General features: G+C 38.4%; 14 protein-coding genes. 10 read left to right on the top strand and 4 right to left on the bottom strand.

The features are described 5' to 3' along the window. Window positions 1–50: 50 nt before the first annotated feature. The 3 genes from GEZ89_RS07550 to GEZ89_RS07540 are packed head-to-tail and all read left to right on the top strand — an operon-like array spanning window position 51 to window position 2,517. On the top strand, window positions 51–827 hold the full coding sequence (locus tag GEZ89_RS07550) for a DNA polymerase beta superfamily protein (protein ID WP_153225570.1): 777 nt from the start codon (window positions 51–53) through the stop codon (window positions 825–827). Between the two features lie 8 nt (window positions 828–835). Then, the gene (locus GEZ89_RS07545; protein ID WP_153225569.1) at window positions 836–1,888 is read left to right on the top strand and encodes a hypothetical protein; all 1,053 of its coding nucleotides are present in this window, start codon (window positions 836–838) and stop codon (window positions 1,886–1,888) included. Between the two features lie 17 nt (window positions 1,889–1,905). Beyond that, complete coding sequence (locus GEZ89_RS07540; protein ID WP_153225568.1) at window positions 1,906–2,517, top strand: tetratricopeptide repeat protein; 612 nt, start codon at window positions 1,906–1,908, stop codon at window positions 2,515–2,517. Window positions 2,518–2,534: 17 nt separating this feature from the next. On the opposite strand, the gene GEZ89_RS07535 is transcribed toward GEZ89_RS07540, so the two are convergent. Genes GEZ89_RS07535 through GEZ89_RS09790 form a run of 3 tightly spaced genes read right to left on the bottom strand, consistent with a single transcriptional unit; the run spans window position 2,535 to window position 4,384 of the window. Further along, on the bottom strand, window positions 2,535–3,350 hold the full coding sequence (locus tag GEZ89_RS07535) for a TIGR03943 family putative permease subunit (protein WP_153225567.1): 816 nt from the start codon (window positions 3,348–3,350) through the stop codon (window positions 2,535–2,537). After that, entirely contained in the window at window positions 3,347–4,252 is a 906-nt protein-coding gene (locus GEZ89_RS07530) for a permease (protein ID WP_153225566.1), read from the bottom strand. Before GEZ89_RS07530 ends, GEZ89_RS07535 begins: the two co-directional genes overlap by 4 nt. Further along, window positions 4,253–4,384: an SPJ_0845 family protein gene (locus GEZ89_RS09790; RefSeq protein WP_153225565.1), complete on the bottom strand. Its 132-nt coding sequence runs from the start codon at window positions 4,382–4,384 to the stop codon at window positions 4,253–4,255. Between the two features lie 163 nt (window positions 4,385–4,547). Between GEZ89_RS09790 and GEZ89_RS07520 the strand changes: the two genes are divergently transcribed. From GEZ89_RS07520 to GEZ89_RS07500, 5 genes are all read left to right on the top strand, one after another. Then, window positions 4,548–6,677 carry a Tex family protein gene (locus tag GEZ89_RS07520; protein WP_153225564.1) on the top strand — a complete coding sequence of 710 codons (2,130 nt, stop codon included), beginning with the start codon at window positions 4,548–4,550 and terminating at the stop codon, window positions 6,675–6,677. Then, window positions 6,664–7,113 (top strand): SprT family protein, encoded by a 450-nt coding sequence (locus GEZ89_RS07515; protein ID WP_126420266.1) that lies wholly within the window; start codon window positions 6,664–6,666, stop codon window positions 7,111–7,113. Before GEZ89_RS07520 ends, GEZ89_RS07515 begins: the two co-directional genes overlap by 14 nt. Window positions 7,114–7,172: 59 nt before the next feature. Further along, the gene (locus GEZ89_RS07510) at window positions 7,173–7,445 is read left to right on the top strand and encodes a PspC domain-containing protein (RefSeq protein ID WP_153225563.1); all 273 of its coding nucleotides are present in this window, start codon (window positions 7,173–7,175) and stop codon (window positions 7,443–7,445) included. Window positions 7,446–7,784: 339 nt separating this feature from the next. Further along, window positions 7,785–8,543 carry an ABC transporter ATP-binding protein gene (locus tag GEZ89_RS07505; RefSeq protein WP_000173364.1) on the top strand — a complete coding sequence of 253 codons (759 nt, stop codon included), beginning with the start codon at window positions 7,785–7,787 and terminating at the stop codon, window positions 8,541–8,543. 1 nt (window position 8,544) lies between these two features. Further along, on the top strand, window positions 8,545–10,536 hold the full coding sequence (locus GEZ89_RS07500) for an ABC transporter permease (RefSeq protein WP_153225562.1): 1,992 nt from the start codon (window positions 8,545–8,547) through the stop codon (window positions 10,534–10,536). A 270-nt stretch (window positions 10,537–10,806) separates the two neighbouring features. On the opposite strand, the gene GEZ89_RS07495 is transcribed toward GEZ89_RS07500, so the two are convergent. Then, entirely contained in the window at window positions 10,807–11,502 is a 696-nt protein-coding gene (locus GEZ89_RS07495; RefSeq protein WP_153225561.1) for a VIT1/CCC1 transporter family protein, read from the bottom strand. 210 nt (window positions 11,503–11,712) lie between these two features. Between GEZ89_RS07495 and GEZ89_RS07490 the strand changes: the two genes are divergently transcribed. Further along, on the top strand, window positions 11,713–12,993 hold the full coding sequence (locus tag GEZ89_RS07490) for an O-acetylhomoserine aminocarboxypropyltransferase/cysteine synthase family protein (RefSeq protein ID WP_153225560.1): 1,281 nt from the start codon (window positions 11,713–11,715) through the stop codon (window positions 12,991–12,993). Window positions 12,994–13,056: 63 nt separating this feature from the next. Then, on the top strand, window positions 13,057–13,737 hold the full coding sequence (gene radC, locus GEZ89_RS07485) for a RadC family protein (RefSeq protein ID WP_153225559.1): 681 nt from the start codon (window positions 13,057–13,059) through the stop codon (window positions 13,735–13,737). Window positions 13,738–13,862 lie beyond the last annotated feature (125 nt).

Here is a 13,862-nt window from a genome sequence, read left to right as displayed (position 1 = left end):
AGGATTCTGATAAAATGGGGTATAAGAAATTAATAAGAAAGAGAATCACCATGCAAACACAAGAAGAAATGAATGTTCTGGTACCTGAAAAACTAGCGGAAATTGAACGTGATTATGATGTTACCGTATTGTGGGCAATTGAGTCTGGCAGTCGCGCTTGGGGCTTCGAGTCTCCGGATAGTGACTTTGATGTGCGTTTCATTTACAAGCATAAGCAAGATTTTTATCTTAGTTTGAACGATCATCGCGATGTCATAGAACTACCAATTGACGATACCTGGGATGTGAGTGGCTGGGATTTGGACAAGGCTTTAAAGTTGCTTTATAAGTCAAATCCAACCCTCTTTGAGTGGTTACAGTCGCCAATCGTTTACCAGCAAGACGAAGGCTTTATTGACCGTATCCGTCCGCTTGTTAGTCAGTATTTTTCCGAGAAAAAGATGCTCCACCATTACTTGAATACTGCTAGAACTCAAATGAATAAGTATCTTTCAGGAGACAAGGTCAAACCTAAAAAGTACTTCTATGCTCTGCGTCCAATTTTAGCCTGTCGTTGGATAGAAAAATATCATTCTGTTCCACCGATTTTATTTGATGATTTAGTGAAAGAATTGCTTCCTGATGAAATGAAAGAGCATGTGTCTAGATTGCTTGATATCAAGATAAATGGACCTGAAGGTATGGAAATTGAGCCAATTAAGCCCATCCAGGACTACATCACCAAAAATATACAAGAGATAGATGATTACATCCAAAGTGTTACCGAAGAGAAGAAAGACTGGGAAGCTCTCAATCATTTTTTCCTTGAAGAATTAAGTCGTGACTGAGGTTAGATATGGGAAAATGGACATGTAGATGTGGTCAAGCAATGAACGACCACCAAGCGCCTGATCCAAATGCTTATTCGGTTTATTCGGATGAGTTGCTTGAGGATATTTTTAACAATACTGACGAACATGATAGAATTTCCTATGAAGACATTTCGGAGGCTTCCTTTTATATGTGGAAGTGCCCAAATTGTGGTAGTTTAATGGTCTTTGGTGAAGAGGATAATCCAGGTTGTTTCACTTTTTATGAGCGCCAGACCAATGAAAAAGTTGAACCACTTTTCGATCCTGATCAGGAGTTGAATCTCGTTGTCGTTGAGTTTCAAGAAGGTGGAAATGGATATACTTATATCTGTGATGATCCAAGTATTCATATTGGGCATGGTGTGATTGTACCAACTGGAAAGGAAAATATTGAAAAAATAGCTCTGGTAGTCCAGAAATATCATGCTTACCCAAGAGATATCACTTATCCCGCTGAAAAGTTAAAAAGGGTTATCCGTAGGTATTCTATTTTTGATCCCGAGACTTCAAAAATAGTTTGTAAAAATATACTTGAGCATGGAAGAATTCTAAATGCTTGCTCGAAAAAAGTAAAAATAGAGTCTAAACAAATTTACCATGCAATCAAAACTCCTCTAGGCTATTTTTGGTTGGAGTTAAATAGAGTTCCAATTCCGATGAAAATCACACAAATTCAAGTACAAGATAAAAAGTATCAGGTTGATGGAGCCTTTTATATAAAGCCTGCAAAGGTAAACTACAGAAAATTGTTAGAACTTGAATTATGTGCAGATTTTGATATTGATGCCTCTCGTTGGATTGACGTTCTATCAGACGAAAATGTTTGGGGAAATACCTGGGAACTGAATGGCCTTCAATTTGGAATTACTGCAGGAGAGTCCCCAGAATTTGAAGATGAAGTAGTTGCAAGAAAATTTAGCCGTATCCCACTTTATTATGACTGGCATCCAGAATATGAAGATTATTATGGCTTTAGCCTAGCATGGAAAAAATACGAGTCTGATAGTGATTTGTCGATTGATTTCTATACTACATAAGATGGAGGATTATAAGTATGAAAAAAGCCTGGGAATTATTGTTTGAGGGGAAGATTGAAGAGGCCAAGAAATTAGTCTCAGAAAACTTCTCATTGGAAACATGTAAGGATTATGACCTTCTCATTTTAATGGGGTATATTAAGTTCTTTGAAAAAGATTACAAAGAAGCTTTGCTGATTTATCAAAACTATCTTGAAGTAGCTATATCAAGTCAAGATAAAGAAAATGAACATATAGGCTATCACCAGTTAGCTATGGTTTATCGTGAAATGAATGACTATCAAACGGCTCTTAACTATATCGATAAAGAGCGAGAAATCATTAAAAAATCTTTTTCAGAGGATGCACTCAAATCTTCTGTCAATAATTATGAGCAAGGTTATTTACGATTAAAACTAGGGGAAATAGCAAAAGCAATCATGTATATGGAACAGTCCTTAAAGCAAGCATTACAAACAGATGATCTGATAGCTCAAGCCTGTTCCTTCAGAGGTTTGGGAGAGATTTATTCTGTAGAAAAACCTGAAAAATCGCAAGAGAATTTTTTGCAAGCTATCGATCTTTTTGAAAAAGCAGGCGATCAGATTGGAGCTCAAGAAGTTAAAGACTTGTTAAACAAGAAAAAGTAGCCCACTCAGGCTACTTTTTAAAATTCTTTGTAAACATAAGGATTCTCTGGCTTATCGACTTTTACGAAAGATTGAACTTCAAGAGTTGGGAGGACTTGGTTAAGTTCCTTGTGATAGTGATTGCTAATCTTACCTTTGACTCTTACCCAGGTATTATTTTCATAATGATTGATATTTCCTGTGGTCAAAAGGCCAAAAACTCCCGAATCAGCGATACAGTGCATGATACCGAAACGAAAAACGAACTGACTATTGGCATGATTTGGATCGTTGTAGATAAAGCCAATAAACTCGATTTCCTTGCCTTCAAATTCATTTGGATAATCATAGATAGCTTCCATGACTTCCAAGTAATTTTCATCCTTGATAACAATACTAGATTGAGCTAAATACTTATCAGCAATCTTACGAACAGTGTCTACATAAGCTGTGTGTGAATAAAACCTACTGGTATCCGGCTTAAGATACTGACTGCTCGTACCTTCGCTTGCTTGGATTGCCTTGTCCGTTCCTTCTGACAGAGGAAAATAATAGCCTTTTGCCGATACTGTTTGCGAATCCAGAGTGACAGTTGGAAATGTAAATCCAACTAACAAGGGTAAACTTAAGAGGACAAAACTAGCAAGCTTGGCTGCAAAACTATGTAAGTGACTATGTTCTTTCAAACGCTTGAAGCAAATATAGGCTTGAACGATGGCTAGCAAGAAAGACAACACCATTGTTATATAAGCCAGATAAGAGTAGTGGAGGTTTAGATATTGATTGAGCTTACCAGATAGGTGTAGATAAAGGGTTAAGAAAAAATAACTCATCAGAATAAGAAATCGTATCATAGCATCACCCCGACTAGATAAGAATAGACAAGAACAACAAGAGTCACAATGGTCATGAACTGCCAAATAAAGCGAGTTTTAAGATAATTCTTCATCATGAGTAGGTTTTTGACATCAAGCATTGGTCCAATAACCAGAAAGGCAAGAACTGGCGCAAATCCGAAACTAGAGAGCAGCGAAGAGCCAATAAAGGCATCCGCTTCACTACAAAGTGATAGAAGGAAGGATAAGACCATCAAGAGAACAATAGCAAGTAGTGGTGTTGCGCTGATAGAAGTCAGGATCCGGGTTGGCACATATACTTGGACTATACTTGCAAAAAGACAGCCAAAGACCAAATAACGTCCCATATCAAAGAATTCATCAATAGCTTGGATAAAGACCTGAAGAAGTTTCTGACCTTTGGTCAAGTGAGAAAAATCATGTTCATGACACGCAAGTCTATTTTCCTTTTGAATCGATCCTTCCCAGAAAAATCCAAGTAAGATACCCAATATAGTAGCAACAAGAATCGAACCTAAAGCGCGGAGTAAGACCATTTTAAATGAATTACCAAAGGCTGAATAAGTTGCAAAAAGTACGATGGGATTGATGATAGGAGCCGTTACTAAAAAAGGTACCGCTGTATAGCTTGGAACCTTTTTTTCCAAGAAACGATTGATGATCGGAACGATTCCACACTCACATGAAGGAAAGAGAAAACCAATGAAGGTACCAAAAAAGATTCTCCCCATGCGATTTTTAGGGAGAAATTTATAAACCTTCTCAGGTGTGACATAGACTTCAATAGCACCAGAGATGACGCTACCAATCAAAACGAAGGGCAATGCTTCAATAATAATTGATAGAAAAATGGCACTAGCTTGTAAAAGACTTGAAGGTAGGTTTTGAAAGAAATCCATCTATTTTTTCTTTTCTGCCTTATCTTTCTTTTCCTTGTCATCTGGAAAAGCTACTTGCTTCAAATCAGGAAGTTTAGCGAATTCTTCGAACATCTTATCTAAGTCATCAGTTTTTGTAAATTTAACAGCCATTGGGCATACCTCAATTCTAATCGTTTCCTCTATTATACTATTATTTCAGCCAAAAGGTTTAATTTTAAATTGTTAAGACCAATGAATTTTAATCTTCAACAAATACCAAGCTAACTGTGACATTAATGAAAACAAGCTTTCTTCCTTATGGTATAATAGTTCTATGGATAAAAAATATGAAAAAATTTCCCAAGATTTGGGTGTAACCTTAAAGCAGATTGATACAGTTTTGTCTTTGACAGCAGAAGGAGCAACTATTCCCTTTATCGCTCGTTATCGGAAAGACATGACTGGTAGTTTGGATGAGGTGGCTATCAAAGCTATTATCGACCTCGATAAAAGTCTAACCAACCTCAATGACCGTAAGGAAGCAGTCTTAGCAAAAATCAAAGAGCAAGGCAAGCTAACCAAGGAATTGGAAGAAGCTATCCTAGCAGCTGAAAAACTCGCAGACGTTGAAGAACTCTATCTTCCCTATAAGGAAAAACGTCGTACAAAGGCAACCATTGCCCGTGAAGCTGGACTCTTTCCACTTGCTCGCTTGATTTTACAAAATGTTCCTTATTTAGAAGCTGAAGCAGAAAAATTTGTCTGTGAAGGATTTTCTACTGGCAAAGAAGCCTTGGCGGGGGCAGTAGACATCTTAGTTGAGGCTCTATCTGAGGATGTTAACTTGCGTTCGATGACCTATCAAGAAGTTCTTAGACATTCTAAAATCACTTCTCAACTGAAAGACGAAACTCTTGATGAAAAGCAGGTTTTTCAGATTTATTACGATTTCTCAGAAACAGTTGCAAACATGCAAGCTTACCGTACGCTTGCTCTTAATCGTGGGGAGAAGCTAGGTGTCTTAAAGGTCGGTTTTGAACATGCGACGGACCGTATTCTTGCCTTCTTTGCTGCTCGTTTCAAAGTTAAGAACGCCTATATTGACGAAGTTATTCAGCAATCTGTTAAGAAAAAAGTATTGCCAGCTATTGAGCGTCGTATTCGTACTGAACTAACTGAGAAGGCAGAAGAAGGAGCCATTCAACTCTTCTCAGAAAACCTCCGTAATCTTCTTCTGGTAGCACCTCTTAAAGGGCGCGTTGTTCTTGGATTTGACCCTGCCTTTCGTACAGGTGCCAAGCTTGCGGTCGTTGATGCGACTGGAAAGATGTTGACGACACAAGTCATTTATCCAGTCAAACCAGCTTCAGCTCGTCAGATTGAAGAAGCAAAGAGAGATTTGGCAGATTTGATTGGCCAATATGGTGTTGAAATCATTGCTATCGGAAATGGTACTGCTAGTCGTGAGAGTGAAGCCTTTGTAGCAGAAGTACTTAAAGATTTTCCAGACGTCAGCTATGTCATTGTCAATGAGAGCGGGGCATCTGTCTACTCAGCTAGTGAACTTGCTCGTCAAGAGTTTCCAGAGTTAACCGTTGAGAAACGTTCTGCTATTTCTATTGCTCGTCGCTTGCAAGACCCGCTTGCTGAGTTGGTTAAAATCGATCCCAAATCCATCGGTGTAGGTCAATATCAGCACGATGTTAGTCAGAAAAAACTGTCTGAAAGTCTTGACTTTGTTGTTGATACAGTAGTTAACCAAGTCGGTGTCAATGTTAACACAGCTAGTCCAGCCTTACTTTCACACGTTGCAGGACTAAACAAAACTATTTCAGAAAATATCGTCAAGTATCGAGAAGAAGAAGGTAAAATCACTTCTCGTGCTCAAATCAAGAAAGTTCCTCGTTTAGGTGCTAAAGCTTTTGAACAGGCTGCAGGTTTCCTCCGTATCCCTGAAAGTAGCAATATCCTTGACAATACTGGTGTTCACCCAGAAAACTATGCTGCAGTCAAGGAACTCTTCAAACGTTTGGACATTAAAGACCTAAATGAAGAAGCGCAAGATAAACTCAAATCTATATCAGTTAATGAAATGGCTCAAGAGCTAGACCTTGGTCAAGAAACACTTAAAGATATTATCGCAGACCTTCTCAAACCAGGTCGTGATTTCCGTGACTCTTTTGACGCTCCAGTTCTTCGCCAGGATGTTTTGGATATCAAAGACTTACAAGTTGGGCAAAAACTTGAAGGAGTTGTGCGCAACGTCGTTGACTTCGGTGCCTTTGTTGATATCGGTATCCATGAGGATGGTCTCATTCATATTTCTCATATGAGTAAGAAATTTATCAAACATCCAAGTCAAGTAGTATCGGTCGGCGATTTGGTAACCGTTTGGGTTAAAAAAATCGATGCTGACCGCGAAAAAGTGAATCTGTCGCTCCTAGCTCCAAATGAATCTAACTGATTACGTTAAACAGGTCTCATTAGAGGATTTTGGAAAACCTTTCAAACACCAAGCTCAATGGAATACTCGTCTACGGTCGACAGGTGGACGATTTTTCCCTAAGGATGGTCATTTGGATTTCAATCCCAAAGTATATCAAGAACTTGGTTTAGAGGTTTTTCGTAAAATTGTTCGTCATGAGCTCTGCCATTACCATCTTTACTTTGAAGGCAAGGGCTATCAGCATAAAGATTTAGCCTTTAAGCAACTTTTAAAAGAGGTAGACGGTCTCCGCTTTGTTCCTCCATTGTCAAGTTCCAATCAAAAACCAAGCTTAGTCTATGTTTGTCAGTCTTGTCAGCAAATCTATCAAAGAAAGCGAAAAATCGATACCAAGCGTTATCGTTGTGGTCTCTGTCGTGGAAAGCTCCTCTTGTTAAATCGGCCTAAGGACTGATGTAGCAAATCTAGCTTAGTGCTATACTAAGATTAAGAAATCCGAAAGAGGAATAAATTATGAATACAAAATTTTATAAAATGAGAAGAAATCGTATGGTATCAGGTGTACTTGCAGGTCTATCTGATAAGTGGAATCTTGATGTAACCCTAGTTCGTTTCCTTTTTGCAATCTTTACAATCGCAAACTTTGGACTCGGAATCATTATTTACATTATCCTAGCTTCGATCCTACCAACAAAAGAAGACATCGAAGCTGAAATGTATGGAACAGGCCCACGCAAGATGAAAGAAGCAGAACCTATCGATGATGATAACGGTTGGTTTTGGTAAATCGCTTTACCATTCTTAAAAAATCAAACCCTTGTAGTACCAAGGGTTTTTCTTTTGCTTAAAAATTTGTGGTAAACTAATAGTAGTTGATTTCAAAAAAATATCTCTATCTTACAAAAATGTAAGATTAAAGCTCCAAATGTAAGGTTATGTTATGGAACCATCTCTTTTTTTAGAGTACACTTATATCATAAAAATAAAGGAGCAAAACTATGAAAAATATTTTACAGAAAAAACAAAAAAGTAAACCGAGTCCTAAGGATATCGAGCGAGTTGAGCTCGGCATTCAAATGATGCAGGCTCAGTTTCAATTAATGGGATATTAAAAAGGAGATTATCATGACACTATTAGATGTAAAACACGTTCAAAAGATTTATAAAACACGTTTTCAAGGCAATCAAGTAGAAGCCCTGAAAGATATTCATTTTACTGTAGAAAAAGGCGACTATGTTGCCATTATGGGTGAGTCTGGTTCTGGGAAATCAACCCTACTCAATATTCTCGCCATGCTTGACAAACCAACTCGTGGTCAGGTCTTTCTAAACGGAACAGACACAGCAACCATTAAAAATACTGAAGCATCAAGCTTCCGTCGTGAAAAGTTAGGCTTTGTCTTCCAGGACTTTAATTTGTTAGATACGCTTTCTGTTAAAGACAATATCTTACTCCCTTTGGTATTGTCTAGAAAGCCTATTACAGAAATGATGAAAAAATTAGTCGTGACGGCTGAAAATCTTGGCATCAATCAATTGCAGGAGAAGTATCCTTATGAAATTTCTGGGGGGCAAAAACAACGGGTAGCAGTTGCACGCGCCATTATCACAGAACCAGAAATTCTCCTTGCTGATGAGCCAACAGGAGCTCTAGACTCTAAATCATCTGCGGCCCTTCTTGATATTTTTGATCAGATCAATGAACAAGGACAGACTATTCTCATGGTAACCCACTCAACAGCTGCGGCCAGTCGTGCGAAACGTGTCCTCTTCATCAAGGATGGCATCCTCTACAATCAAATCTACCGTGGTGAAAAGACTGAACGTCAGATGTTCCAAGAAATCTCTGACACCTTGACTGTTATGGCAAGTGAGGTGAACTAGTATGTTTCGATTAACCAATAAGTTGGCCATCTCCAACTTAATCAAAAACCGCAAACTCTATTATCCTTTTGCTCTAGCAGTTCTCCTTGCAGTTACTATCAGCTATCTATTTTATTCATTAACTTTTAATCCTAAAATGGTAGAAATGCGGGGTGGATCTTCTATTCAATTTACCCTACAACTAGGTCTCATCGTAGTAACACTTGCATCTGCCATTATCGTCCTTTATGCCAACAGTTTTGTCATGAAAAATCGTTCCAAAGAACTGGGTATATATGGCATGTTGGGACTAGAAAAGCGACATTTGATTGGTATGACCTTCAAGGAACTCCTGATTTTTGGTCTAGTAACAGTCACTGCTGGGATTGGGATTGGTGCCCTCTTTGACAATCTGATTTTCGCTTTATTGCTCAAACTTTCAAAGATGAAGGTGGAGTTAGTCGCAACCTTCCAATGGTCCGTAGTCCTTTCCATCCTTCTGGTATTTGGTCTAATCTTTTTAGTAATTGTCTTCCTAAATGCTATCCGCATTATCCGTATGGATGCTCTCCAACTATCTCGTGAGAAAGCAAAAGGTGAGAAGAAGGGCCGTTTCCTAGTGTTTCAGACAATCTTGGGACTACTCTCTTTAGGTAGTGGCTATTATCTAGCTCAAAGCGTAACAAATGCTCTATTAGCTATTTCTACCTTCTTTTTAGCTGTAATACTGGTCATTTTAGGAACCTATCTCTTATTCAATGCTGGGATTACAGTTTTCTTGAAAATGCTCAAGAAAAACAAAAAATATTACTACCAACCTAACAATCTCATCTCTGTTTCTAACCTCATTTTCCGTATGAAGAAAAATGCGGTTGGTTTAGCGACTATCGCCATCCTTTCCACCATGGTTTTGGTCACCATGTCGGCAGCAACCAGTATCTACAATGGTTCTGAAAATATTAAAAAACTCCTGTATCCTCACGATATGTCAATTTCAGGACAAAATGTAGAAGTTGAGGATTTAGACCAACTTTTAACTCAGTATGCCAAGGAAAAGAACCTAACAATCAGCACTAAGGATGTTCTTAGCTATGCAAGTTTCGGCCTTTCTAGTCAAGATGGTACCAAATTAACCACCTTTGCAAAAGGTCAAAATAGTGTTATGCCCAAGACAGTTTTCCTAGTCTTTGATCAAAAGGATTATGAAAAAATGACTGGACAAAAGCTGAACCTTACGAATAATGAGGTGGGACTATTCGCTAAGAACGATGGCCTTAAAGGTCAAAAAGCATTCAGTCTTAACAATCAGAACTATACGATCAAGCAAGAAATCCAGCAAGATTTCCTCAGAGACCATGTTGCTAACCAGTATGTACTTTTGATCTCAGATTATAACTACCTTGTTGTCTCAAATTTGCAGGACTTTTTAGATAAATACCAGGATTCTGCTATATACACTCAGCTCTACGGTGGTATGGATGTAACAGCTAGTCCAGAGGAACAGTTAAAGCTATCTGATGATTTCGATGCGTATGTGAATAATTTCAGTCACAATATCAAGAACGAGGATGGTATGGTTTACGGTGCAAACATTGCGAGTGAGTCAACTGTCGAAATGAACGCTCTCTTTGGTGGAGTCCTCTTTATCGGTATTTTTCTCTCTATCATCTTTATGGTAGGTACTGTACTCGTTATCTACTATAAACAAATTTCAGAAGGTTATGAAGACCGTGAACGCTTTGTCATTCTGCAAAAAGTTGGCTTGGATCAAAAACAAATCAAGCAAACCATTAACAAGCAGGTCTTGACTGTTTTCTTCCTACCTCTGGCCTTTGCCTTTCTTCATCTGGCTTTTGCTTATCACATGTTGAGCCTGATTCTCAAGGTCGTTGGTGTTGTTGATTCAGCCATGATGTTAAGTGTAACCCTTTCTATCTGTGGTATCTTTGCTTTAGTCTATGTCCTAATCTTTATGATTACTTCAAGAAGCTATCGTAAGATTATCCAGCTATAATAAAAAATAGAGAAAGTATAGTTGATTGAAATAAGATATGAACAAAAGAGATTAGGAAAGTCAAATCAATTTCTAAAAATATTTTAGAATCTGTAGTGTACTATTCTAAGTTCAATCTGCTATAAAAAACTCTTAAGAATAGCGCGATATCAGCATTCCTAAGAGTTTTCACTATATGGTACCCAACCTACAATATGGCAATTTTTCTATTGCTGGTAGGGTTTGTCTACGTTCTGAAATACCTCGATTTTTTCGAGGTATTTTTATGTTTTAAATACTAAACAACTGTCCTAATAGGTAGGTAACTCCCATGGTTAGAAGGCCAATACAGAGATTACGAATCATGGCTGTTTTTGTTGGGGCTTTTCCAAGTTTAGCACTGGTATAGCCGGTAACTAATAGAGAAATCGCTACGATAAAGACAGTAGCAGGGATTCTGTATTCGCTTGGGAAAATAATAATCGAAAGCATTGGTGGCAGGCTACCAAGTACGAAGGCAATAAAGCTAGATGCAGCAGCATGCCAGGGATTAGTGAATTCCTCATACTCGATTCCGTACTTTTCCTCAACTAAGGCTTTGAGAGGGTTTTTAAGAAATGCCTTGTTGGTTAAGAGCTGAGCTGAAGTTTCACACTCACCATTTTGTAGATAAGCTGCATAGAGGGATTTCTTGGCAGCATCCATATCTTTATCCAAAAGTAGTTGTTCACGGGCTACAGCGGCTTCCTCTGTGTCTTTTTGAGTAGATACGGATACATACTCGCCACCAGCCATAGAGAAGGCACCAGCAAGAATAGCAGCCAATCCTGAGAGGAAGATAATCCAGATATTGTTAGTCGCACTGGCAACCCCGATAACAACTCCAGCAATAGAGATGATTCCATCATTAGCTCCCAGCACACCAGCACGCAAGATATTTAAACGGCCAGCAAAGTTTGCATCAATTTCATGTGTAATTTCTGACATAGTTTTCTCCTTCCTGTCCATTATAAAGTAAAGAGAAAGTGAATACAAACTTTTTAAACTATCTGAAAAAAGTTCTACAATTCTAATTTAAGACAAAGTAAATAGAAGTAGCCATAGCTATTTCTTATGCCAAGATATAACAAAGTTGTATTTGTAACCTATTCCAATAGGTGATACAATGAACCTAATGAAATCTTTGGAGGTCTAAATATGACTCGTGAATTTAAATTTGAAACTCTGCAATTGCATGCAGGTCAAGTGGTAGATGCTACTACCAAGTCTCGTGCTGTTCCAATTTACCAAACAACGTCCTTTGTATTTGATGATACACAAGAAGGTGCAGAACTTTTTGCCCTTCAAAAAGCTGGAAATATCTATACTCGTATTACCAATCCAACAACATCAGCCTTTGAAGAGCGTATCGCAGCACTGGAAGGCGGTGTTGGTGCACTTGCAACAGCTTCTGGGATGGCAGCTCTTACCTACACAATTTTAGGACTGGCTCACGCAGGAGACCATGTGGTTGCAGCTTCAACTATTTACGGTGGTACCTTTAATCTCTTGAAAGAAACCCTTCCTCGCTATGGAATCACCACAACTTTTGTTGATATTGATAATCTAGAAGAAGTAGAAGCAGCGATTCAAGACAATACCAAACTTGTTTTGATTGAAACCTTGGGTAATCCAGTTATCAACATTCCAGATATCGAAAAAATCGCTGAAATTGCTCACAAACATCAGATTCCTTTGGTCGCAGACAATACTTTTGCTACACCTTATCTTATCAATGTCTTTTCACATGGTGTAGACATTGCAGTTCACTCAGCAACTAAGTTTATCGGCGGTCACGGTACAACAATTGGTGGTGTCATCGTTGATAGTGGTAAGTTTGACTGGGCTGCTTCAGGGAAATTCTCTCAATTGGTCGATGAGGACCCAAGTTACCATAATATCAGTTATACCCGTGATGTTGGTGCTGCTGCCTTTATCGTCGCTGCTCGTGTTCAATTGCTTCGCGATATGGGAGCTGCCCTTTCACCGTTTAACTCATTCTTACTCCTACAAGGTCTTGAAACACTTTCTCTCCGTGTAGAGCGTCATGTGCAAAATGCTGAGAAAATCGTTGATTTCCTTGTGAACCATCCAAAAGTTGAAAAGGTCAACTATCCAAAACTTCCAGATAGTCCATACCATGCCTTGGCTGAAAAATACTTACCAAAAGGTGTTGGTTCAATCTTTACCTTCCACGTTAAAGGTGGAGAAGCAGAAGCTCGTAAAGTGATTGACAACTTGGAAATCTTTTCAAACTTAGCCAATGTAGCAGATGCTAAATCATTGGTCGTTCATCCCGCGACTACAACACATGCTCAGTTGTCTGACTCAGATTTAGAAGCAGCAGGAGTAACTAAAAATCAAATCCGTCTCTCAATCGGTCTTGAAAATGTTGACGATTTGATTGAAGATTTACGACTAGCGCTTGAAAAAATCTAAAAATAACTAGTTTTTATCGAATTAAGCATCCTTCTCACGAATAATAAAGTGAGGAGGATTTTTATGTACAGTATTTCATTTCAAGAAGATTCGCTCTTGCCAAGGGAACGCTTGGTGACAGAAGGAGTAGAGAGTTTGAGCAATCAGGAATTACTAGCCATTTTATTACGAACAGGAACTCGTCAATCTACCGTTTTTGAAATTGCACAGAAAGTATTGTCTCAATTGAACAGTTTAACTGAGTTAAAAAAAATGACCCTGCAAGAACTACAGACTTTATCAGGTATCGGTAGAGTGAAGGCTATTGAACTGCAAGCGATGATTGAGCTTGGAAGTCGTATTCACAAACATGAAACCATTGAGGCAGAGAGCATTCTTAGTAGTCAAAGACTGGCTAAAAAGATGCAACAAGAATTGGGAGATAAAAAACAAGAGCACCTAGTGGCGCTCTATCTGAATACACAAAATCAAATTATTCATCAGCAAACCATTTTTATTGGATCTGCTACTAGAAGTATTGCGGAACCAAGGGAAATTCTCCATTATGCCTTAAAGCATATGGCAACATCCGTGATTCTGGTTCATAATCATCCATCTGGTGCTGTTATGCCAAGTAGAAATGATGACCATGTTACGAAACTTGTTAAAGAAGCCTGCGAATTAATGGGTTTGGTCTTATTGGACCATCTCATTGTTTCACATTCCGATTATTTTAGTTACCGTGAGAAGACGGATCTGATTTAAAAAGTGTCTGGGACAAAATAGTTCTCAGCCACAAAAAAGCTAGAGGTTCCCAATTGTGGAATTCTAGCTTTTTAATTTTGAGTCATTCTCTTATTGTATTTTAGGAGGTTATTGGCCATGAGCAC

The organism is Streptococcus mitis (assembly GCF_009496285.1).
In the GTDB taxonomy this organism is placed as follows: Bacteria; Bacillota; Bacilli; order Lactobacillales; family Streptococcaceae; genus Streptococcus; species Streptococcus mitis_BP.
Note: the sequence above shows the minus strand (reverse complement) of the source record. Positions and strands in the feature narration are given on the sequence as shown.